The 21,364-nt window shown below is 63.5% G+C and carries 18 protein-coding genes and 1 pseudogene; 8 read left to right on the forward strand and 11 right to left on the reverse strand.

Annotated elements, in window-relative coordinates; translation table 11 throughout:
• The first annotated feature begins 6 nt into the window (after positions 1-6).
• The 3 genes from CNE_RS37755 to CNE_RS37765 all read left to right on the forward strand — a co-directional run bounded on the left by CNE_RS37755 (position 7) and on the right by CNE_RS37765 (position 2,534).
• Positions 7-1,287, forward strand: a complete 1,281-nt coding sequence (locus tag CNE_RS37755) for an MFS transporter (protein WP_041229398.1) — start codon at positions 7-9, stop codon at positions 1,285-1,287.
• A 38-nt stretch (positions 1,288-1,325) separates the two neighbouring features.
• Positions 1,326-1,784: a GlcG/HbpS family heme-binding protein gene (locus tag CNE_RS37760; protein WP_148271841.1), complete on the forward strand. Its 459-nt coding sequence runs from the start codon at positions 1,326-1,328 to the stop codon at positions 1,782-1,784.
• Between the two features lie 129 nt (positions 1,785-1,913).
• Positions 1,914-2,534: a glutathione S-transferase family protein gene (locus CNE_RS37765; protein WP_013954323.1), complete on the forward strand. Its 621-nt coding sequence runs from the start codon at positions 1,914-1,916 to the stop codon at positions 2,532-2,534.
• An 87-nt stretch (positions 2,535-2,621) separates the two neighbouring features.
• Here the strand turns inward: CNE_RS37765 and CNE_RS38890 are convergent, their stop codons facing one another.
• The 10 genes from CNE_RS38890 to CNE_RS37815 form a co-directional block, all read right to left on the reverse strand.
• Positions 2,622-3,476 carry a helix-turn-helix domain-containing protein gene (locus tag CNE_RS38890; RefSeq protein WP_013954324.1) on the reverse strand — a complete coding sequence of 285 codons (855 nt, stop codon included), beginning with the start codon at positions 3,474-3,476 and terminating at the stop codon, positions 2,622-2,624.
• Between the two features lie 64 nt (positions 3,477-3,540).
• Positions 3,541-4,044, reverse strand: coding sequence for a ribonuclease E activity regulator RraA (rraA, locus tag CNE_RS37775; RefSeq protein ID WP_148271842.1), 504 nt, complete (start codon positions 4,042-4,044; stop codon positions 3,541-3,543).
• A 67-nt stretch (positions 4,045-4,111) separates the two neighbouring features.
• Positions 4,112-5,095: a Bug family tripartite tricarboxylate transporter substrate binding protein gene (locus CNE_RS37780; RefSeq protein ID WP_013954326.1), complete on the reverse strand. Its 984-nt coding sequence runs from the start codon at positions 5,093-5,095 to the stop codon at positions 4,112-4,114.
• A 215-nt stretch (positions 5,096-5,310) separates the two neighbouring features.
• The gene (locus CNE_RS37785) at positions 5,311-5,793 is read right to left on the reverse strand and encodes an Lrp/AsnC family transcriptional regulator (RefSeq protein ID WP_013954328.1); all 483 of its coding nucleotides are present in this window, start codon (positions 5,791-5,793) and stop codon (positions 5,311-5,313) included.
• A gap of 7 nt (positions 5,794-5,800) precedes the next feature.
• Entirely contained in the window at positions 5,801-6,397 is a 597-nt protein-coding gene (locus tag CNE_RS37790) for a 3-isopropylmalate dehydratase small subunit (protein WP_013954329.1), read from the reverse strand.
• Complete coding sequence (locus tag CNE_RS37795) at positions 6,394-7,827, reverse strand: 3-isopropylmalate dehydratase large subunit (protein ID WP_013954330.1); 1,434 nt, start codon at positions 7,825-7,827, stop codon at positions 6,394-6,396. The genes CNE_RS37790 and CNE_RS37795 overlap by 4 nt, the downstream gene beginning before the upstream one ends.
• Before the next feature lie 19 nt (positions 7,828-7,846).
• Positions 7,847-9,052, reverse strand: coding sequence for a CaiB/BaiF CoA transferase family protein (locus tag CNE_RS37800; RefSeq protein ID WP_013954331.1), 1,206 nt, complete (start codon positions 9,050-9,052; stop codon positions 7,847-7,849).
• Positions 9,049-9,843 (reverse strand): citryl-CoA lyase, encoded by a 795-nt coding sequence (locus CNE_RS37805; RefSeq protein ID WP_013954332.1) that lies wholly within the window; start codon positions 9,841-9,843, stop codon positions 9,049-9,051. The genes CNE_RS37800 and CNE_RS37805 overlap by 4 nt, the downstream gene beginning before the upstream one ends.
• Positions 9,844-9,890: 47 nt before the next feature.
• A complete protein-coding gene (locus CNE_RS37810; RefSeq protein WP_013954333.1) occupies positions 9,891-11,240 on the reverse strand; it encodes an MFS transporter in 1,350 nt (449 codons plus the stop codon).
• A 219-nt stretch (positions 11,241-11,459) separates the two neighbouring features.
• Entirely contained in the window at positions 11,460-12,560 is a 1,101-nt protein-coding gene (locus CNE_RS37815) for a porin (RefSeq protein WP_158310060.1), read from the reverse strand.
• 261 nt (positions 12,561-12,821) lie between these two features.
• Between CNE_RS37815 and CNE_RS37820 the strand changes: the two genes are divergently transcribed.
• The 3 genes and pseudogenes from CNE_RS37820 to CNE_RS37830 all read left to right on the forward strand — a co-directional run bounded on the left by CNE_RS37820 (position 12,822) and on the right by CNE_RS37830 (position 18,271).
• A complete protein-coding gene (locus tag CNE_RS37820; RefSeq protein ID WP_041229400.1) occupies positions 12,822-13,493 on the forward strand; it encodes a GntR family transcriptional regulator in 672 nt (223 codons plus the stop codon).
• A gap of 310 nt (positions 13,494-13,803) precedes the next feature.
• Positions 13,804-16,500 (forward strand): alpha-ketoglutarate dehydrogenase, encoded by a 2,697-nt coding sequence (gene mdeB, locus CNE_RS37825; protein WP_013954336.1) that lies wholly within the window; start codon positions 13,804-13,806, stop codon positions 16,498-16,500.
• 900 nt (positions 16,501-17,400) lie between these two features.
• A pseudogene (locus tag CNE_RS37830) lies at positions 17,401-18,271 on the forward strand (MlaA family lipoprotein).
• Positions 18,272-18,326: 55 nt separating this feature from the next.
• Here CNE_RS37830 and CNE_RS37835 read toward each other — a convergent pair.
• Positions 18,327-18,734: a hypothetical protein gene (locus CNE_RS37835; RefSeq protein ID WP_013954338.1), complete on the reverse strand. Its 408-nt coding sequence runs from the start codon at positions 18,732-18,734 to the stop codon at positions 18,327-18,329.
• 509 nt (positions 18,735-19,243) lie between these two features.
• On the opposite strand from CNE_RS37835, the gene CNE_RS37840 reads away from it, so the two are divergent.
• Positions 19,244-20,338, forward strand: coding sequence for a porin (locus CNE_RS37840; RefSeq protein WP_041229401.1), 1,095 nt, complete (start codon positions 19,244-19,246; stop codon positions 20,336-20,338).
• A gap of 40 nt (positions 20,339-20,378) precedes the next feature.
• Positions 20,379-21,359 carry a tripartite tricarboxylate transporter substrate binding protein gene (locus CNE_RS37845; RefSeq protein ID WP_013954341.1) on the forward strand — a complete coding sequence of 327 codons (981 nt, stop codon included), beginning with the start codon at positions 20,379-20,381 and terminating at the stop codon, positions 21,357-21,359.
• The last annotated feature ends 5 nt before the right edge of the window (positions 21,360-21,364 follow it).

The following is a 21,364-nucleotide window of genomic DNA, read 5'->3' on the forward strand; positions in this document are numbered from 1 at the left end:
GGGTTCATGATCATGATCTCTCTTCGACAGGATATGGAGGCCGCGAAAGCCGGGGTCGCGCCTTTGGCGTCAGACGGCACGCAGCACTTGCAATGGCGTATCTACATTCTCTGCGGGCTCGTGGCCTTTCTGGATGGTTTCGACACGCAGTCAATCGGGCCCGCCGCCGATGCAATCGCAGCTTCGATCGGCATCGATATCAAGGACTTTGGTCCGGTTTTCAGCGCGTCGCAGATTGGGTTCCTGATCGGCGCCATGATTTTTAGCGCCCTGGGAGACCGCTTCGGTCGCAAGCGGATGCTGGTTGCGGGAACGTTGATTATTGCCATCAGTTCGTTGGGCACGGCATTCGCGAGTTCATACAACGAGCTGATCGTGATTCGCATCGTAGCCGGGCTCGGCCTTGGCGGGGTTACTCCGAACTTTATCAGCCTGGCATCGGAATTCTCTCCGCTTGTGCTCCGCGCTCGCGTTGTAACGATGCTGTGGGCAGCTGTCCCGCTCGGCGGAATGGTGGGGTCGTTCGTGAGTTCCGTCACGCTTTCTCGGTTTGGGTGGCAGGCGATCTTCCTTCTCGGATGCGGGGCGCCGCTGTTGCTGGTGCCGGCCCTTGTTTTCCTGCTGCCGGAGTCTCGGGAGGTTCAGCGCGGTGCCAACGACAATGGCGCGGCTCAGTTGCGTGTTTCGCCTATCAGGACGCTGTTCGGTGAAGGGCGCGGCCTGGCCACGCTGTGGTTGTGGCTCGCGTCCTGGATGACCTGGGCGTTGCTCGTCGTCATCGGTGTCTGGACCCCGTCATTGCTGCAACGGGCCGGCTGGACGATAGCCATGGCCGCATCGATGCTTGGATTGCTGAACGCAGGCGGCGTCGCGGGAACATTCCTGATTGGCGCCGCGCTCAAGTTCGTTTCTCCCCAACGGGCGTTGATGCTGGCGCTGATCGCCGCGACGGCATCGATAGTGATGTTGGGTGCTTTCACGCACAGTTTTGCTGTGGTTGCAGTCGCGGCCGGCCTTGCGGGTTTCTTCTCCTCCGCAGCGGGCGGTTCCTTGCTGGCACTATCGGCGAGCCTCTACCCGGAACATGTCCGCGCCACTGGGGTGGGCTGGTCCCTGGGGTTCGCGCGTACGGGGGCGGTGCTTGGTCCGGTTTGTGTCGGACTACTGGTTGGATTTCAGTGGTCTGCGGCCAGCATTTATTCAGCGATCGCCCTGCCTGGTCTGGTGGCAGCCGTTTTGGTCGTCCTCCTGAGCAGAACCTCAACCTTCCGCGCCGCAATAGAGTAGTCAGAAGAATTTGTCACCTCGAAACATGGGAAATGCCAATGTCTACGGAAGAATCGAACGTCAATAGCCTCACCCTAATCAGCTACAAACAAGCCAGCCAGGCGCTTGAAGCGGCTGTACGGCTAGCGCAAGGACATAACACCGCACTCAGCTTTGTGGTGGTTGACAGCGCTGGGCATCTTGTTGCCGCCGCGCGGATGGATGGCACCCCCTTTGTCACCATTGAAGTCGCGCGCGGAAAGGCATTTGCATGCGTGGCCACCGGCGGGCAGTCTGGCAGGGCGCTGCGCCAGCGTTATGTCGACCATCCTATGGTGTGGGGCAACATCTCATCGTTGGGATATGGCGCACCGTTGCTGCCTGCAATCGGTTCACAGCCAATTTGGGTGAAGGGGGAACTGATCGGGGCGATGGGCGTAAGCGGTGGCGCAGCGGAAATCGAAGAAGAGACGCTGAAAAATGCCATCGAATCGATCGGGGGATCAGTGACGCCGTAGCAGCGGCGGCGATAAAAAGTCGAGAATCCTCCTGACACGGCAAGACAGGAGCCAGTGCTGTCCGGGAAAGGCGCTCCTGATGCTGGCGAGGGTCAGTGTGGAGAAGAGTTTTCCAATAAGGAGATATGCATGCTCACAATTTGGGGACACCAGGGCTCACCCAACGTGCAGAAGGTTATCTGGGCCTGTGAGGAGCTCGGTGCCCGCTATGTCCGGAAGGATATCGGGGGGGCGTTCGGAGGAACCGATACACCCAGCTATCTGGCCAAGAATCCGAACGGACGGGTGCCAACAATAGAGGACGACGGCTTCGCCTTGTGGGAATCCCACGCGATCCTTCGATATCTGGCCGCCAGGGACCCCGCAAAGCGTCTGACCTCCGACGATTGGCAAGCTCGCGCGAAAATTGACCAATGGATGGATTGGCACTGCGCACATCTGTCGCCTGCCATTCGCTCCCTTGTCGTGCTTGTCGTCAAGCCCAGGAGCACGATGCCAACCCCGGAAGAAATCGAAGCGGCCCGGGCGGAAATCATCCCGCTGCTGCGACTGGTGGATCGGGAGCTTGAGCAGCGCGACTATGTCGCCGGCAATACGTTCACGATAGCCGACATCCCCGTGGCGATTAGCTACAATCTCTGGAAGATCATGGAGCCGGCCTGCGCTGACTTTCCTGCCTTGGAAGCATGGTACGCCCGGATCAACAGACGGGTCGCTTTCAAACCGATGAGTGGACAGAGACGCGTTTAACTACGCGAAGCGACGGCAACCCATGTGAGTTTCCTCCGTGGGTTCACCGTCGTCTGTTCCTGCCGGTCTCCACTATTTTGGTTGACCTCACCTCGGTTCAAGAAAAGCGATGTCAGTCGTCCGTCGGCGAAATTCGCTCGGTGACAATGCCATGTGCTTCGTGAAGAAACGCGTGAAGTTGCTATGGGTCCCAAATCCGAGTTCGTCGGCCAGATCGACTAGCGGTCTGTCTGTGGTGGCAAGCCAGCGCGTTGCGATGCCTAAACGCAGGCTATCGATGTAGTGCCGAGGCGGGACCCCGACGCAAAGACTGAACTGCGCAAAGAAATGTGAACGGGAAATGCCTGCCGAGCGTGTAATTTCGCTAACCTGAGGATTCTCCGTCGCATGTTCGTGGATATAAGCGATAGCCTTTCTGATCCGGTGATCGGTCGGGCGCGTGTTCCTTAGCGCCCTGCCATCCGCATCGAGATTCCCATACTGCCTCACGACAGTACCGACCACCGCCTTCAGGCGCTCCTCGCAGGTCCCTGGCGATCCCAGGGACCGCGTTGTGATAGCGGCGACAAGCAAATTGACTTTTTCCCGAAGCTCGTCGGCAATCGGTTCTCGTGGACGAGGGAACAGATAATCCAGATGCGGCGCGGCATCCTTGAATTCGTTCGCCAACCAGGATGGGTTCAGAAAGAGCGACAGAATGGTGGTTGGACCGCAATCGCTGGGACGCTTCGCGTGCAGCACCCATGGATTGAGCAACACCACAGAGCTATCGTCCACCTCCAGCGAGGCGGATTCCAGCTGTAGCGCCGTATCCGCGCCGCTGAGCTTGATGATCACGTTGAATTCGCGATGTGCGTGCTCGACGATCGCTTGCTCAGTGGTGTTGATCGTCGCACGCCCGAAGTCGCCCTGCAGAATTTGGGCCGGGAGCCTCTCAGCCATCCCCTACTCCTGTTCGTTCAGTCAATCCGACGCAGATCTGCCGGCACGCGCGCCGGCATGCCGATCAGTACGCTTGCGGCGGCGCGGCCGCCTGGATCGCCTCCGGGCTGATGAGCACGGCATCCGCGTCGCAATACACCCATTCGCCCGGCCTGAAGATCACGCCCCCGAAGGTCAGCGGGACGTTATCTTCGGCGCCCGGCTGCTCGGACGCATTGCGCAGTGCCGTCGTACCCAGTGCCTTGACGCCGATGTCGATGCCATTGACGGTCTTGCTGTCGCGAATGACGCCATGAATGACCAGTCCCGCCCAACCATTGGCCGCCGCCAGTCCGGCAAGCCGGTCGCCGAACACGCCGATGCGCAGCGAGCCGCCCACATCGACGACCAGCACGCGGCCGGCGCCGGGCGTCGAAAGACGGCGCAACACCGGCCTGTGATCCTCCTGCACGCGCAGGGTCGCGCAGGGGCCGGCAAAATGCTCGCGCAAGCCGAAGCTGCGGAATTGCAGCTGGCAGACCGAGGTCGTGTCAGGGTGCTCGTCGGAAAGGTCGCTGGTAGAGAACATGATAAGCATGGGGGCGTGAAGTGGGAGGAATGCGCGCGGCCGTGTGACACCACACGGCCGCGCCTGCTTAGTTGAGCGTGATGCCGGCCTTTTTCACCACCTCGCCGTACCGTGCATAGTCGCTGCGGATCTGTTTGGCGAATTCATCCGGGCTGTTGCCCACCGGGGTGATGCCTAGATCGAGCATCCTGGCCCGCGTTTCGGGCTGATCCAGCACCTTGCGGATTTCCCGCTGCAAGCGCGTCACGACGGCGGGCGGCGTGCCGGCTGGCGCGAGGATGCCTACCCAGGAATCGACGCTGAAGTTCCTGACCCCGGACTCCATCAGCGTCGGCACTTCCGGCAGCGACGCGATGCGCTGGCTGCCGGTCACGGCGATGGCACGGACCTGGCCGCTCTTCACATACTGGGACACGCTCGCCACTGCGGTGCAGAGCACGGGCAGGGAGCCGCCGAGCACGTCCGTCAGCGCCTGCGAGCCGCCCTTGTACGGGATGTGCTGCAGATTGATGCCGGCCTGTTCCTTCAGCAACTCTCCGGCAAGATGGCAGGTGGTGCCGGTGCCGGAACTGCCGAACGACAAGCCGGTGCTCTTCCTGGAGCTGGCGTAGGCGACCAGCTCCTTGAAGTTCTTGGCGGGTACCGACGGACTGGTCACGAAGATCAGGGTGGCGTCGCCCACCTTGGTGATGGGAGCGAAATCAGCCAGCACGTTAAAGCGCGGCTTGGTGATGTGGGTGCCGGTCACCAGCGCGCCGTCGAAGCCGAGCAGCAAGGTGTAGCCGTCGGCGCTTGCCTTGGCTACCATCTCCGCGCCGATATTGCCCGAGGCGCCGGGCCGGTTGTCGACGATCACGGACTGGCCCAGCGCTTGCCCCAGCTTGTCCGCCACCAGGCGCGCGCTGGCGTCGGTGACACCGCCGGGAACGAACGGCACCACCAGCCGTATCGGGCGCGACGGGTACGCCTCGGCGCTGGCTTGGGCGGTCCCGCCGGCGCCGATGGCGGTGATGATGCCTAACACGCCCAGGCAAATCTTCGGGTAGCGCATTGAGTCTCCTGCAAATTTTTCGTTAGATGAATGATCAGGCACCTGTGCGGGCCATTCTACGGATGCGGGCGGCGCATGATGTGCCGTTCCCATGCGCATTGCACCGGGTACGCCGACGAAAATTCCGCAGAAAAAGGCGTGGGCAGCACGATATGCTGCAACGGGACGCACACCGGCACCGGTGGAAATCGCCGCGCGGCTTCCCGCTGCTGGCCCTACTTCCGTGCCGTGGGTTCCGGCAGCGGCAGCGCGGTCTGGTACTTCACCTGCTTGAGCGCGAAGCTGGAGCGGATGCTTGCCACCCCAGCCAGCCGCGTCAGCTTGTCGACGATAAAGTGCTCGAGCGCCTGCACTTCGGCAACCACCACCCGGATCAGGTAGTCGGAATCGCCACTCATCAGATAGCACTCCATCACCTGCGGCAGTGCTAGGACCGCGCGCTCGAACGATTCCAGGCCGGCGCGGGTCTGCTTTTCCAGCGTAACCTGGATGAAGACGTTGACGTTGAGGCCAAGCTTGCGGGGATCCAGCAGCGTGACATGTCTGCTGATCAGTCCCGACTGCTTCAGCACGCGCACGCGTGCCAGGCAGGGTGACGGTGAAAGGTTGACGCGGGCCGCCAATTCCACATTGGTGAGGCAGGCGTCGCGCTGCAGCTCGGCCAGTATCCTGAGGTCGATTTTGTCGAGATCGATCATGGAAGCATTATGGTTGGGACTGCAGGATTGCCAGCCTTGCGCGGGTCTCGTGGCTGCCCTGCAGCAGCACGGACAGGGAGTCCCAGTTGCCGTTCAGCAATTGCCGCCGCGGGCCGTCGCGCATGCCAATGGCCAGCGTTGCGTCGGGCAGGGCGAGTGTCATGTTGGCCAGGTCGATTTGCAGTGTCGTGGCCGGCCGCGCTTCGCAGTGCGCCTGCAACCGCCGCACCGCATCATCAGCCAGGTGGACGCAGGCGATGCCAAGCGCCACGCAATTGCCGGCGAAGATCTCGCCAAACGACTCTCCCACGATGGCACGTATGCCGTACCGGCGCAGTGCCTGCGGCGCGTGCTCGCGCGAAGAGCCGCAGCCGAAGTTGGCGTTGACCAGCAGGATCTCCGCGCCGGCGAAGCGCGGGTCATCGAAGGGGTGCAGGCGCTGCCGGGCCCGCGCCAGCTTGCGCTCGTCGCCGAACACATGGGCCTCCAGGCCGTCGAAGGTGATGCACTTGAGATGGCGCGCGGGCATGATCTGGTCGGTGTCGATGTCATCGCCGCGCAGTGGCATGGCGCGGGCGGCAATCTGTTCTATGCGGTGGTTCATGGTTGCTCGATGGTGCGCGATGATGGGGGTGCGGTTCCGTCAATGCCGAACAGCCGGCGCGCGTCGACGATCTCGCCCGCGATGGCGGCCGCTGCCACCATAACCGGCGACATCAGCATGGTGCGGCCCTCGGGCGAGCCCTGGCGGCCGCGGAAGTTCCGGTTGGACGATGAGGCACAGCGCTGGTGGCCGCTGAGGCGGTCGGCATTCATGCCGCAGCACAGCGAGCAGCCGGCGTCGCGCATTTCAAAGCCGGCCTCGGTGAAGAGGCGGTCGATGCCGCTGGCAATCAGCGCCTCGTGTACCGCGCGCGAGCCTGGCACCACCAGCGCCTTCACATGTGCGGCGACGCGATAGGTGCCGCGCCGCAGGTGCTCGGCAACGGCTTCGAAGTCGGATAGCCGGCCGTTGGTGCAGGAGCCGATGAATGCCACGTCGACGCGGGTGCCGGCAATGGGCTGTTCCGCTTCAAGTCCCATGAATCCGAGCGTGTCGGCCAGCGCCGGCGACACCACGGGAATCCGCTCATGCACGGCCACCGCCTGGTCCGGCGAGGTGCCCCATGTGACCATCGGGCCGATCTCGTCCGCATGCAGCGTGACCCTGTTGTCATAGCGCGCGTCCGCATCGGAGCGGACCTTCTCCCAGCGCGCGACGGACTGCCTGAAGCGTTGCCCGGCGGGCGCGTGCGCGCGGCCTTGCAGGTAGCGGTAGGTGGTGGCATCCGGATTGACATAGCCGCACCGCGCGCCGCCCTCGATCGCCATATTGCAGAGCGTCATGCGCTCTTCCATCGAGAAGCGCTCCACCACCTCGCCGCCGAATTCATAGGCATAGCCGACGCCGCCCTTGGCGCCCAGGCGCGCAATCGCGTACAAGGCGACATCCTTCGCGTAGACGCCCGGTGCCAGCTTGCCGACGATGTCGATGCGACGCACGCGCAGCTTTTCACACAGCATGGTCTGGCTGGCCAGCACGTCGCGCACCTGGGTCGTGCCGATGCCGAAGGCGACTGCGCCAAAGGCACCATATGTCGAGGTATGGCTGTCGCCACAGACCACTACCATGCCCGGGTGGATCAGCCCGCGCTCCGGCGCGATCACGTGGATGATGCCGTGTTCGCCTTGGCGTGGATCGAAGTAGCGGATGCCGGATTCCGCGGCATTGCCGCGCATCGTGGCAATCTGCAGGGCGCTGGTGGCATCGTCCACGGCCTCGGGGTCTCCCAGGGTCGAGGTGGTATGGTCGGACGTGGAGAAGGTGCGCTCCGGGTACGCCACCTTCAGCCCTCGTTCGCGCAGCGTGGCAAACGCCTGCGGACTGGAGACTTCATTGAGCATGTGGCGGTCCACCACGATCTGGTACTGGCCGGGTGCGAGCTCGCGCAGCGCGTGGCTGTCGAACACTTTTTCGTAGAGCGTCTTTCCCATCGTCCGATTCCCGTTCGCCTCAGCCTTGCGTGCCGCCGGCCTGGGGCCGGTGATGATCGAGCACCGTGCCGGCGCCGACCAGTTGCTCGATGCGTGCCTCTTCGATGCCGGCCTCGCGCAGGACCTCGATCGAATGTTCACCGAAGGCCGGTGGCACGCGGAAGCCGCTGGCGTTGTCGCCGTCGTAGCGGATGGCGCGGTTGGCGGCGCGCACCGGGCCGTAATCCGGGTGCTCCAGCTGGTAGAAGATGTCCAGATGGCGTACCTGCTCGTCCGCGTCCAGTTCATCAAGGCGCAGCTCCGGCGCCGCCGGCACGTCGTGCTGTTGCAGGCGCGCCATCCAGGTGTCGCGGTCGGCGGTGGCAAAGACGGCGCTGAGCTCGGCCGCGATCGCGTCGTAGCCGTGCACGCGGCTTTGCCGGTCCGGGTACGCCTGCGCCAGGTCCGGGCGCTCGATGGCGCCAAGCAGGCTCTGCCAGAATTTTTCCGGCGACGACAGGTGCAGCCCGATACGGCGTCCGCACTTGCAGGTGACCAGGTAGGACTGCGACTTGGACGCGCGGCTGAAGAACTCCGGCGCGCTGCCATAGGCCGACAGTTGTCCGAGCGGTTCGGTGGCCAGCGCGATCATCGCTTCCAGCATGGAGACCTCCACTTTCCGGCCGCGCCCGGTGGAGGCGCGCTCGACCAGCGCGCCCAGGATGCCGATGCAGGCGTAGATGCCGGAAATGGTGTCGGATACCGGCGGCCCCGGCACGCGTGAATCGGTGCCGCGATGGAACATCGACATCCATCCGGACAGGGCCTGGCCGACATTGTCGAAGGCCGGGCGGTGCGCGTAAGGGCCGTCGGCGCCGAAGCCCGTGATCGAGCAATGCACCAGCCGCGGATTGATCCGACGCAGGTGCTCCGCGTCCAGGCCCAGCTTGGTTTCGCTGCCGGGGCGCATATTCAGCAGCAGCACATCCGCGTCGCGCAGCAGCTCCTGCAGCACCTCCCTGCCATCGGGCGTGGCGAAGTCGAGCACCAGCGAGCGCTTGTTGCGGTTGTGCGACTGGAAGTGGCCGGCATACAGGCCACCGTCGAAGGTGCGGAACGGGTCCACCACCTTGGGTGATTCGACCTTGATCACCTCGGCGCCGAGTTCACCCAGCAACTGGGCCGCAAGCGGTGCGGTGATAAAGCGGCCGATCTCGATAACACGGACGTTCTGCAGGACTTTCATTGCGGCTCCTTCTGGACAAGGTGCGCTGAAGCTTCCTCTTCGGTGCGCACCCAAAGTGCATTGGCGATGGGGTGTTCGATTTCCTCGGCCAGATGGCCGAGCAGGCCGACGGCACGGCTCACCACCGCCAGGCCGCGGCACAGCTTCCAGGACAGGCCAAGCTCGGATGCGATGGCGCCGATCGCCCCGGTGGCGTTTACCGGCAGCTGGCCAGGCTTGCCGAAGGCGCGCTCGGCTTCCAGCGAGATCGCTTTCATCAGCGCGACGTAAGGCCCGGCCAGGCCGTTTTCCTCGGCGATGGCAAACAGCGTGACCGCGCGCGGGTCGACCGGCTTATGCACGGGGTGGCCAATGCCCGGCACCGGCAGGCGTTGCTGCCGATGTTCCTGCACGATGCGCGCGGCGGTTTCCGCCACGTCGTATTGCTTTGCCGTGCCAAGTGGCTGCACGCCCTGCAGCAGGCGGGCGGCGCCTTCGGCCGTGCCCGCGAAGGTCGTGCCCATGCCGCACAGGCCTGCCGCGATCGCGGCCTGCATCGACTCCGGCGCGCCGAGATAGGTCAGCCGCGCCACCATCGCGGAGGGCGTCATGCCGTGCTCGACCAGCACGGCGAGAATGGCGTTGAATACGGTCGATTCGGCGGCGCCTGGCCTTCTGCCGGTGACTTCGAGGAAGGCAAAGTCCCCCAGGGCGATCTTGCCTAGCACGTCCTGGCACAGGTCCAGTCCGCGCACCGTGATGCGGTCGGCGGTGCTCCAGCCCATGTCCGATCGCAGTTCCTGTTTTTCCATGGCTTACTCCTGTTGAATACGTTACCTCGCCGGGGGGGCGTTGGCGGTCAGGGCCTGTGCGCGTCGGCCGATACGATGGCGCGCGGCAGCAGCAGGATCAGCAGGCAGCACAGCAGCAGGCAGGCGCCCAGCACATAGGTGCCGCTGTTGACATTGCCGGTCACGTTCTTGGCGACATTGGTGATCATGGCGCCGGTGATGCCAGCCAGGCTGCCGACCGAGTTGATCATGGCCAGCCCCGCGGCGGCCGCGGCGCCGGTGAGGGCGCGCCCTGAGAAGATCCAGAAGAGCGGTGCCACGCCGAGAATGCCGGCAGCCGCCACGGAGATCAGCAGCAACGACATTTCCAGCTGGCTGGCAAAGGCAGCGCTCAGGATCAGGCCGATGCCGGCGCAGCCCGCCGGTATGGCGGCGTGCAGGCGGCGTTCGCCGGTCCGGTTCGAATGCACGGCATTGGCCACGATGAACACGCCCGCGACCACATAGGGCAGCGCGGACAGCAGGCCGACGTGATAGATGTTCTTGAGGCCGGTGGCCTGGATGATGGAGGGAAGCCAGAACGAGAGGCCGTAGAACCCGGTGTTCATGGTCAGCAGGATTGCGCACAGCAGCCAGATCACCGGGCTCTTCAACGCTGCGCCGAAATTGTGGGTCTTGTGCGCGTTTTCGGCGGCAAGGTTGCGCTTGATCAGCGCCTTCTCATCGGCGCTCAGCCAGCGCGCCTTGTCGACCGAGTCCGTCAGGCAGGCCAGCACCACGATGCCAAGGATCACCGCGGGCAGCCCTTCGATGAGCAGCATCCATTGCCAGCCACGGTGGCCAAAAGCCTCGTGCATGTTCTGCAGGATCCAGCCCGATACCGGTCCGCCGATGCAAAGGCTCAGCGGCAGCGCGAACATAAAGCCGGCCAGCACGCGATTCTGCTTGTGCGAGGGGAACCACTGGTTCAGGTAAAGCACGACGCCCGGGAAGAAGCCGGCTTCGCACACGCCCAGCAGAAAGCGCAGCACGTAGAACATAGTTGCCGGGGTAATGTGGAATAGCGCAGCCAGCGGCTCGATGTACATCATGGAGATCGAGACGCAACCCCAGCTGATCATAATCCGCGAGATCCAGCGGCGCGCGCCCACGCGGTGAAGGATCAGGTTGCTCGGCATTTCAAAGAGCACATAGCCCCAGAAGAGCATGCTCGCGGCGAGCGCGTAGACGTTGTCGTTCAGGTTCAGGTCGCCGAGCATCTGCAGCTTGGCGAAGCCGATATTGACGCGATCAAGGTACGAGATCACGTAGCAGACAAAGAACAGTGGCACTGTCCGCCAGAAAACCTTGTCGTAGGTGCGCTTCTCAAGATCGGGCAATGCGGCCTCGATCGAGGTTGGCTGAATGCTCGTGGCCATGCTGTCTCCATTTCGTTTTGTGCCAGGGATGCGGATGCATCGGCGGCCTGTCTTTGCGCTGCTGGCCACACGCCAGTTCGGTATAGCGTCTGTCAATTTGCGCAACTATATTGTAGGACAATAGTGTAGCTGGCGACGCTGTGCTATGAGGGTTAGTCCTGATCAGGTTGGTAGCGGCCCGGTAATCAGCAGGTCCACAGTGGGTTGCCGGTCCGGAACTCAGAAATCGTGGGAAAGGCCCAGGTTGAAGGCGCGGCGGGCATTACCGTTGACGGAAAGCGCATCACCGATGGTGTATGAGGCACCGTTGTGATTCGTAACTGTGCCGTATGCGGAATATAAGTAGGTGCGCTTTGAGTAATGGTATTTATAGCCAATGGCAAACTGGCCGGCATTGCGATCCGAGTCAGGTCCGCTGCGCATATCCCGGTTGTAGATATAACTGAGCAGGAACTGATGCCTGCCGAGTGGCACCGAGACCCCCACCAGGAAACTGTTGTAGCTGGTGAAGACCCGATCCCCGCCAAGGACCGTCGAGCCGGGCGGATTCTCCATGCTGGCGCGCTGGATCTGGAGGTCACCGTACAGGGTGGCAATGCCGGCGTCGTAATTGGCGGCTAGCGTGGTGGTCCTGCTGGTGGCGCTGGCACCGGCGTTGTTGGTGTTGTAGAAAGCTAGTCCCACATTCAGCCGGGATGCCTGGTACATCAGGTTCGCACTGTATTGTCGGCCCTTGGCGCTATCGCCCGGGACTTCCCCGAGCGCATACATCGCGGAGGCCGTCAGGCCGCCAAAAGCCGGCGTCACGTAGATCACGGAATTGCTGGCACGGCCGCTGGTGTTCTGCAGATTAGCCATATTTCCGGCCATTCCCTGGAAGAACGGGTCGGCCAGCGTGGTTACCAGGAACGCCGGCGTGTACTGGCGGCCCATGGTCAGGGTGCCGGCGTTGCTGGCGAGCCCGACAAAGGCCTGCCGGCCAAACAACGGTCCCGCCGGATACTGGTTGAGCACCTGTGCGCCTTGCGACGACACGCCGGTATCGACGTAAAACCCCATTTCCGCAACAAATATGGCTTTCAGGTCATTACCAAGGTTCTCGCTGCCGCGAAAACCAAGGCGAGAGCCGCGTGCGACCCCGCCCTGCAGCGCGTTCCGGACCACCGGTCCGGAGGAGGTGCCATTTGCATGATTAACCGATCCGCTCTGGTAGACATAACCGGCATCCAGCACCCCGTAAATATGGCCGCTTCCACCCGGTGCTACCGGGCCGGCCTGCGCCATTGCGTTTGCGGCAACACCGCCGAGTCCGATCGCCAAGATCGGTAGGATTCCCGCGTGCCACGCGCGCTGGTTTGGCCGATGACGCTTCAATTTTGTGCCTCCTGGTTGGCGAGCAACCGTCGAAGTCGGTTGCGTAGTGGTGAGTGAGACGAAAGGTGGTCGGCGGTGAATCACCCGAGGGACATCGTGTGGCCGTTTCGTTGTGGGGGTCATGACATAGCAATACAATATTGTAGGACAATAATGTGCGTTATATTGAGTTACAATAAGGGTAATCGCGAGGAGAGATCACCAGATATGACGAATCCATCCGCAACGCAGCGCAGCACGCTCGAATATGTCGTCGACAGCCTGAGGCATGCGATCCTGAGCGGCCGTCTCGTACCAGGTCAGCGCCTGGTCGAGGCAGACCTGACGCGCGAGCTTGGCGTCAGCCGCGGTCCCGTGCGCGAGTCATTCCGCCGGCTGTCGGCCGAAGGCCTGGTGGAAAGCATTCCGAACCAGACCACCATGGTCAGGCGCTACTCGCAGCTGGAAATGAAAGAGCTGTTCGAGGTGCGCGCGGAGCTCGAAGCGCTGGCGGCCCGTCGCACGGCCAGCCGCATGAACGAGGCATGCGTGCGTGAACGCTTCCTGCAGGCGACCCAGCCGATCTGGGAAGATCACCATGGCATGAGCCCGGCAGCCTACTTCGAAGAGAACCGACGCTTTCACCAGGCCATCGCCGACGAATGCGGGAATGCCAAACTCACCGATTTCATCGGACGGCTACAACTGCCGATGATCATGTTCCAGCTCGGCAATGCCATCCACGGCGAAGCACAGCAAGAATCAGTCGTTGAGCACCGTCTCATTGCCCAGGCAATCGTGAGCGGCGATGCCGACAAGTCTGCCCAGCTGATCCGCGAACATCTCCGGCGCGCCAGCGAATTTGTGGACCGCATGCCGGCCGACACATTCAGGCCCTGACCTCGGCACGTGTTCCCTGACCCGCCGCCAACGACAAGGGCTTGCCCCGCATCGGTGGCGTAGCGCAAGTCATCCTCCAGCGTTATTCCACCACCTCGCCCGCGTCGTCCTGACGGGCGACGGCAGCTGTTCCCCTGCGCCCCGGCACGGTATGCGGGCAGACGAGTGCCCTGCGGCATCGTTGCGCGTGGTTTGCGCCTCGCGGCAGTGGCATATGCCGAAATCCGCGATGTTCATGCGCCAACTCGGCATCCCATGCTGCGGACCCATTCATAGAATAAAAACCAAGAATACTTATTGGAGACCTCGCATGACGAACCTCGCTTCCCCCCGCGCCCAACTGCTTGAACAAGCCCAGCGCCGGGGCGATGATGATCCGCAGGAAACGCAGGAATGGCTCGATGCGCTGGAGGCCGTCGTTGCGCAATGCGGGCAGGAGCGGGCGCGCTACCTGCTGGGTCGGCTGCTCGATGTCGCGCCTACGCTGGGGGTGTCCACCACGGCGCAGAGCAATAGCCCTTACGTGAACACCATCCCCGTTGAGCGCCAGCCACCTTATCCAGGCGACGCCGCCATGGAAGCGCGAATCACGGCCATCGTGCGCTGGAATGCGCTGGCCATGGTGGTGCGTGCCAACAAGGCATATGGTGAGCTTGGCGGCCATATTTCAAGCTATGCGTCGGCTGCGGACCTGTTCGAAGTCGGCTTCAATCACTTCTTCCGTGGTGCGGAAGCTGGCAACGGTGGGGACCTGGTCTACTTCCAGCCGCACTCGGCGCCGGGCGTGTACGCACGCGCCTTCCTGGAGGGCAGGCTGTCCGAAGGGCAGCTCGACAACTTCCGCCGCGAGTCGGAGGGCAAGGGACTGTGCTCCTACCCGCATCCGTGGCTGATGCCCGACTTCTGGCAGTTCCCGACCGGCTCCATGGGGCTGGGTCCGATCCAGGCGGTGTATCAGGCCCGGTTCATGCGCTACCTGGAACATCGCGGCCTGCAGGCAACCTCGGGCCGCCACGTCTGGGGCGTGTTCGGCGATGGCGAGATGGACGAGCCCGAATCGATCGCGGCGATTCCGTTGGCCGCGCGCGAAAAGCTCGACAACCTGACTTTCGTCATCAACTGCAACCTGCAGCGCCTGGATGGGCCCGTGCGCGGCAACGGCCAGATCGTGCAGGAGCTGGAAGCGTTGTTCCGCGGCGCCGGCTGGAACGTCATCAAGGTGCTGTGGGGCAGTGCGTGGGACCCGATCTTCGCGCGCGATCACTCCGGCGCGCTGCTGCGCGCCTTCGCCGCCACCATGGACGGCCAGTTCCAGACCTACAAGGCCAAGGACGGCCACTACGGGCGCGCGCACTTCTTCGGCCAGAACGAGGCGTTGAAGGCGCTGGTCGCCCATATGACGCCGGAGGAGGTGGCCGAACTCAATCGCGGCGGCCACGACCTGCGTAAGCTGCACGCTGCCTTTGCCGCCGCGCGCGACCACAAGGGACAGCCGACCGTGATCCTGGCCAAGACCGTCAAGGGCTATGGCATGGGCGATGCCGGCCAGGCGCAGAACACCACGCACCAGCAGAAGAAGCTTGACCTCGATGCGCTGAAGGCCTTCCGCAGGCGCTTCGGGCTTGACCTGTCCGACGAGGACCTGGAAGCCATGCGCTTCTACCGGCCCGCCGAGGACAGCGCCGAGCTGCGCTACCTGCGCGAACGCCGGGCAGCGCTGGGTGGCTACCTGCCCGCGCGCCGCCGCCAGGCCGACGCGGTGCCGGTGCCGGCGCTGCCGCAGTACGGCCAGTTCGCCGTCCAAGCCGAAGGCAAGGAAATGTCAACGACCATGGCAATGGTGCGCATGCTGACTGGCCTGCTCAAGGACAAGACGCTGGGCCCGCGCGTGGTACCCATCGTTGCCGACGAGGCGCGCACGTTCGGCATGGCCAGCCTGTTCCGGCAGGTCGGCATCTACTCGTCGCAGGGCCAGTTGTACGAGCCCGAGGATGCCGGTTCGATGCTGTATTACCGAGAGGACATCAGGGGCCAGATCCTGGAGGAGGGCATCACCGAGGCCGGTGCGATGTCGTCGTGGATCGCGGCAGGCACCGCCTACAGCACGCATGGCACGGCCATGTTGCCGCTCTACATCTACTACTCGATGTTCGGTTTCCAGCGTATTGGCGACCTGATCTGGGCCGCGGGCGACCAGCGCGCGCGGGGTTTCCTGGTGGGCGCCACCGCCGGGCGCACCACGCTTTCCGGCGAAGGCCTGCAGCACCAGGACGGCACCAGCCACATCATTGCCGCCACCATTCCCAACTGCCGCGCCTACGATCCCGCCTACGCCTACGAGCTGGCGGTGATCGTCGACGAGGGCATGCGTGCCATGATGGAGCGTCAGGAAGACGTCTTCTATTACCTCACCGTGATGAATGAGAACTACGCGCAGCCGTCGATGCCGGCTGGCGTGGAGCGCGACATCGTGCGTGGCATGTACAGGCTTGCGCAGACAGAGAGAGGCGGGCGCGGCAAGGTGCGCCTGCTTGGCAGCGGCGCCATCCTGCGTGAGGTGGAAGCTGCGGCGCGCATGCTGGCCGAGGACTGGCAGGTCGACAGCGAAGTGTTCAGCGTGACGAGCTTCTCCGAACTGGAACGCGAGGCGCGCGAGGTGGCGCGCCAGCAGTTGCACCAACCCCTGGCAGAGGTCGCGCCCAGCCACGTCGAGCGGCTGCTGGCAGGCAATGCGCCGGTGGTGGCAGCCACGGACTACGTACGCGCGTATCCGCAGCTGATCGCGCCCTACGTGCGCGCGCCCTATACGGTTCTTGGTACCGATGGCTACGGCCGTAGCGATAACCGTCCGTCGCTGCGCCGCTTCTTCGAGGTGGATCGCGCCTATGTGTGCGTGGCCGCGCTGCGGGCGCTCGCGGCGCAAGGCACCGTGCCTGCCGCGCTGGTTGCGCAGGCACTGGAGCGATACGGTATCGACGCCGGCAAGCCGGCGCCGTCGCTGCTCTGAGATCATACGAAGGCGTGCCATGCGCTTGCCCGGCAAAAGGATGCGGCAAGGTGCGCCATCGTATTGCGCAATGGCGCGATCGCCTATGGTTGCTTTACAGAACATTGGATCTCTTTCATGCTCAGCCGCGCTGCTGCATCGGCGGTTAATGCTGAAAGCAGGGGGCATTCCCTGCCAGGCGACAAAATTGAAAGCCGTCCAAAAATGCCGCTTCCCACTGGCTTCGCGCCGGAGCTGTTCTGCCCTTGATACTGGCGGGCTGTGCAGCGTGGGCTAGCGGATTTTCCGAAAAGCCGGTCACGCTGATTGTTCCGCAGGCGCCAGGCGGCGCCAATGACGCCATCGCAGAATCGTGGCGCAACGGCTAAGTGCGATCTGGGGCAGCCTTTCCTGAGACAACCGTCCGGGCGCCGGCGGCGGTATCGGCACTGAACAGCGCCTTCGCGAGTCCCTGGCTGCGCGGGTGTGCTGTCGACGCGCCGGCGCATGAAATCAAGCCTGCGCAGCGCCTGTCGGCAACGGCAGAAAAAAAACGCCGATGCCCTTCCGGCAGACTTACCGGGAACCGTTTGCCAGGCAAGCAGATCCCCACTTCGGGTATTCGTGGGACGACGTGTCGGTTACTGGAAACAAGCCGGCATGGCAAGCGTGCGGGGGTATCTCCCGCATGCGCCGCTCCATTGCGCTGGCAATCTGTCCGAAGCTTGCCGCAAGTCATGCTGAACGCGAACATCTTTGCCCGCAACCATGTCTGGCAAGCCCGCCCGCTCAAGAGTTGAAAAGCCAGGATGACAGCCCGAGTCACGATTCACGCCAACACCATATCGACGCCATACTCAGTCACAATTTCCGACAGCCGGGAGCATCGATGGCTCGCTGACGAGCCAGCCGAAGCCGGAGGTGTGGACGCCGGGCCATCGCCAGCCCATCTGGTGCTCTCCAGCCTTGGCGCTTGCACGAGGTCTCACCGCCAACCAGAAGGACCCGCTCGAAGCATTCAACCGCGAAATATCGCGTAACAACGAGGACGTCGACAAGGGCGTGCTACGCCCCGTTGCGCAGCGCTACGCTGACTACGTTCCGACGCCCGTGCAGCGTGCGGCAGAGAACTTCTTCTCTAATGTCAGCGACGTCTATTCGTCGGTGAGCAACCTGTTGCAGGGCAAGCCCGGCCGCGCCGCCGAAGACACCATGCGCGTGGCCATTATTGGCGTGCTTGACATAAGCGGCCCGATCGACATCGCGACGCCGGCCGGCTTGCCAAGGTACAAGGAAGACTTCGGCCAGACCCTCGGCGTCTGCGGCGTGCCGCCTGGTCCTTACCTGGTGCTGCCGTTGTTCTGACCAAGCTCCGTGCCTGATAGCGCCGGCATGCTGGTCGATCGCCAGTTTGGTCCGTCGGCCTATCTCGATCCGGTCTCGCTACGCAATTCGCTGGCTGGCGTCCGCATCGTGGCTGGCCGCGCCCAACTGCTCGGGGCCACCAGCCTGATCGAACAGGCCGCACTGGACCATTTACACATTCATGCGCAATGCCTACCTGCAGCGGCGCGAGTACCAGATCTATGACGGCAACCTGCCGCGAAGCCAAGACGAAGAGGAAGCGGAACCGGCCCCGGCCGATCGCAACGCGGCCAGGGCCAGTCCTGCGGAGGAAACGCCTGTCGACAGCAAGCCGGTCGATGGCGGGCAGGTGAGTCCCGGCCTGCCGGCGCCGGCCGCGCCCCAGCTGCTGAAGCTGGTCCCCCCGGGCATCCGGTTTGGCCGCTGAGTGCAGGCCCGCGGCTATGCACGCCGACCGATCGCCGCAAGCGCCGGCGGCCGCACTAGTCGATTTCCAGCACATCGGCGACCTGCTGCTGGTTCCTGTAGCGAACTTCCTGGCGCATGACGAGTCGCCGGGCGGGACAACACCAGTCGGTCATGTCGAGCATCGTGGGCTCCAGTTCGATATCCGTATCGACCAGCCGGAAGCGTCCAGGATCAACGAACTTGGTATATCGGATCGGCCAGCAGAGCAGCGTGCCGCCGGTAGCAAGTTTCAGGCGCTGCAGCGTGCCAACCCTCCGCTCAAATAAGGCGCACATTGAGCCAACGAAGTCAGACACCTTGGTGCCCGTGCGGCGATCCACGATGCGAAACTCGTAGCATGAGGCAAACCTCACCGCCGGCAGTACCTGGCCTTCGACCAGCGCCGGTGGGTACAGCAGCAGTCCGTTCGAGTCGGTACTCATTTCCCCGACCAGATCGGTGTACCGCCCATAGGCCCAGAACGCGGGCGTTCAGGCTGCGCACGACCGGTTGCCCGGAGCGCGCGTCAATCACGAGCCGGTGACGCTGCACTATCTCCGCCGGCGGGCCCATTAGGTGCCGAAGCGCAGACTTGGGGTAGATATCCAGATCGCACGAACAATGGGCTTCAGCGTCCTGGTGGAGGGACGATCACCACGGCAAGTGCTGCAAGCGCGCGCCGGTTCCAGCCATCGCACATCGGCCGCCATTCCGATAACAATTCGGCATCGGGTCGAAAAGAAAATGCGAATGGACGCTCCAGTTCGTGGTTTTTAGAATCCGTTCACGCTGAAAGTACGCGTGAATCCCCGCATAAACAGGCGCCATCCCGAACCAGCCAAATACCGATGCCGGAGTCAGGGCAGGAATCCTTATGGGCTCTTTCCTGACCCATGGTTGCGCAATGCGCCGCGGCAGCGTTCGGGCAGAAGTAGAAAAACACGGAGACAACATGAAGAGTTCACTGGTGGGCGCCACTTTCCTGGTGCTCACGGGCGTTTGTACGGCTGCAGGTGCGCAGAGCCAGGTCACGCTCTATGGCAGGCTGAATACCTCGCTGGAGTATTCGGATGCCACCACGGCATCGGATGGCACCCGGCTCGGAGGTACAGGGCGGCTGACCAACAATCGCTCGGTGTTTGGCATGCGCGGGGAAGAGTCCCTTGGCGATAGCCTGAAGGCGATCTGGCAGATCGAGAGTTCGATTTCGCTGGATAGCGGCGGCGGGCAGATCGCCGGGCGCAATACGCGCATCGGCCTAGCTGGCTCCGCGGGAAGTTTCTTCATGGGCAACTGGACCACGCCATACCTGGAGGCCACGTCCGCGTACGATCCGTTCTATCCGACAACAGCCGGCTATATGGCGATCATGGGCAACGGCTCGACCCCGACTTCAAACAACGTCGAGGATACTAGTTCTTTCGATCGACGCCAGAAGAACAGTATCCACTACCGCAGCGCGAGCTGGAACGGCTTTCGCGCGGGGGTTACCTGGGGCGTCAACGAAGAGCGCGTGACGGTGCCGCGCAACCCGAGTCTGTGGTCGTTCTCCGCGGCCTATGACGGTGGTCCGCTCAATCTCGTGCTGGCCTACGAGCGGCACAACAACTACCAGACCGCGGGGCGTGACGATGACGGCTTGAAGGTCGGCGTTTCGTACCAGTTCCCTATCACCAGGGTTTCGGCCATCTATGAGCGGCTGCACTACCGCACCGCCACCGGCGACCTGAAGCGCGATGCCTACTACGCCTCGGTGGTGCAGACACTGTGGACCGGCAGCCTGCGCGCGGGAGTCGGCGTGGCCAGCAATGGCCGCGGCAATGCCACGGAAGCCGTCGGCTTCTTCCGCAGCGGGGCGGACACCGGTGCGGTGCAGGCGACCATCGGCTACGAATATCCGCTGTCGAAGCGAACAGCCGTGTTCGGCTTCTATAGCCGCATTTTCAATAAGAAGAACGCGACCTACGACTTCGCGATCAACGAGCTGGGCATCTCCGCCGGCGCCGATCCGCAGACCTTTGCGCTGGGCATGCGCCACACCTTCTGAGCGCGTGCCGAGCCTCATCCCCAATTCCAGGAGTATAGAAATGCGCTTCACGACCACCCGCAGGGCAGTCCTCGCAATGCTGCTCTGCCTACCATTGATGCACACCGCGGCGCGTGCCGATGGCTTTCCTTCCAAGCCGATCAAGATGGTGGTGCCGTTTGCCGCTGGCAGCGCCACCGACCTGCTGGCGCGCATCGTCAGTGCGGAAATGAGCACCGGCTCCAACATGCAGATCGTCATCGACAACCGTCCCGGCGCCGGCGGCACGATCGGCACCGCGGTGGTGGCCAAGTCGCCGCCGGACGGCTACACGCTGCTGCTGACGTCGGCCGGCCACGCCGTCAATCCGACGCTCTACCCGAAGCTGTCCTATGACACGACCCGCGACCTGATGGGCGTATCCACGGTAGCAACCATGCCCTACCTGCTGGTGGTGGGCGCATCGAGTCCATACCGCACGCTGAAGGAACTGCTCGCGGCCGCGCGCGCCCGGCCGGATGCCGTGACCTACAGTTCGGCGGGCAGCGGCAGCTCTTCGCACCTGAGCGGCGAGCTGTTCAACGTGACGGCGGGCGTGCAAACGCGGCATATCCCGTACAAAGGCGCACCTGCGGCGATCACCGATGTGATGAGCGGGCGCGTGGACATGTTCTTCGCGCCATCCATCACCGCGCTGCAATTTGTCAAGGAAGGCAAGCTGCGCATCCTCGGCGTGGCCACCGCGGCGCGGGTGCCGTCGATGCCTGACGTTCCCACCATTGCGGAAGCGGGTGTGCCTGGCTACGTCTTTGACGCCTGGTTCGGTGTGCTGGCGCCGGCCGGAACCCCGAAAGACATCATCGCGCAACTGAACACCGCCATGCTGAAGGCGCTCGGTTCCCCGGCGACAAAGGAAAAGCTCAAGGCGCAAGGCGCGGAGGCAAAGCCCTCCACGCCGGGCGCTCTCGACAAGCTGATCGCGGTCGACATCGCAAAGCTGGAACCGGTCGTCAAGCGCTCGGGCGCACAGCCGGGACAGTAAACGCT

The sequence above is a fragment of the Cupriavidus necator N-1 genome, from assembly GCF_000219215.1.
GTDB lineage: Bacteria > Pseudomonadota > Gammaproteobacteria > Burkholderiales > Burkholderiaceae > Cupriavidus > Cupriavidus necator.

What these genes read in the sequence shown, in the direction of transcription:
- CNE_RS37755 (WP_041229398.1), top strand. Translation starts at nt 7, where the DNA reads ATGATCATGATCTCTCTTCGACAGGATATGGAGGCCGCGAAAGCCGGG.
- CNE_RS37760 (WP_148271841.1), top strand. Translation starts at nt 1,326, where the DNA reads ATGTCTACGGAAGAATCGAACGTCAATAGCCTCACCCTAATCAGCTAC.
- CNE_RS37765 (WP_013954323.1), top strand. Translation starts at nt 1,914, where the DNA reads ATGCTCACAATTTGGGGACACCAGGGCTCACCCAACGTGCAGAAGGTT.
- CNE_RS38890 (WP_013954324.1), bottom strand. Translation starts at nt 3,476, where the DNA reads ATGGCTGAGAGGCTCCCGGCCCAAATTCTGCAGGGCGACTTCGGGCGT.
- rraA (WP_148271842.1), bottom strand. Translation starts at nt 4,044, where the DNA reads ATGTTCTCTACCAGCGACCTTTCCGACGAGCACCCTGACACGACCTCG.
- CNE_RS37780 (WP_013954326.1), bottom strand. Translation starts at nt 5,095, where the DNA reads ATGCGCTACCCGAAGATTTGCCTGGGCGTGTTAGGCATCATCACCGCC.
- CNE_RS37785 (WP_013954328.1), bottom strand. Translation starts at nt 5,793, where the DNA reads ATGATCGATCTCGACAAAATCGACCTCAGGATACTGGCCGAGCTGCAG.
- CNE_RS37790 (WP_013954329.1), bottom strand. Translation starts at nt 6,397, where the DNA reads ATGAACCACCGCATAGAACAGATTGCCGCCCGCGCCATGCCACTGCGC.
- CNE_RS37795 (WP_013954330.1), bottom strand. Translation starts at nt 7,827, where the DNA reads ATGGGAAAGACGCTCTACGAAAAAGTGTTCGACAGCCACGCGCTGCGC.
- CNE_RS37800 (WP_013954331.1), bottom strand. Translation starts at nt 9,052, where the DNA reads ATGAAAGTCCTGCAGAACGTCCGTGTTATCGAGATCGGCCGCTTTATC.
- CNE_RS37805 (WP_013954332.1), bottom strand. Translation starts at nt 9,843, where the DNA reads ATGGAAAAACAGGAACTGCGATCGGACATGGGCTGGAGCACCGCCGAC.
- CNE_RS37810 (WP_013954333.1), bottom strand. Translation starts at nt 11,240, where the DNA reads ATGGCCACGAGCATTCAGCCAACCTCGATCGAGGCCGCATTGCCCGAT.
- CNE_RS37820 (WP_041229400.1), top strand. Translation starts at nt 12,822, where the DNA reads ATGACGAATCCATCCGCAACGCAGCGCAGCACGCTCGAATATGTCGTC.
- mdeB (WP_013954336.1), top strand. Translation starts at nt 13,804, where the DNA reads ATGACGAACCTCGCTTCCCCCCGCGCCCAACTGCTTGAACAAGCCCAG.
- CNE_RS37835 (WP_013954338.1), bottom strand. Translation starts at nt 18,734, where the DNA reads ATGAGTACCGACTCGAACGGACTGCTGCTGTACCCACCGGCGCTGGTC.
- CNE_RS37840 (WP_041229401.1), top strand. Translation starts at nt 19,244, where the DNA reads ATGAAGAGTTCACTGGTGGGCGCCACTTTCCTGGTGCTCACGGGCGTT.
- CNE_RS37845 (WP_013954341.1), top strand. Translation starts at nt 20,379, where the DNA reads ATGCGCTTCACGACCACCCGCAGGGCAGTCCTCGCAATGCTGCTCTGC.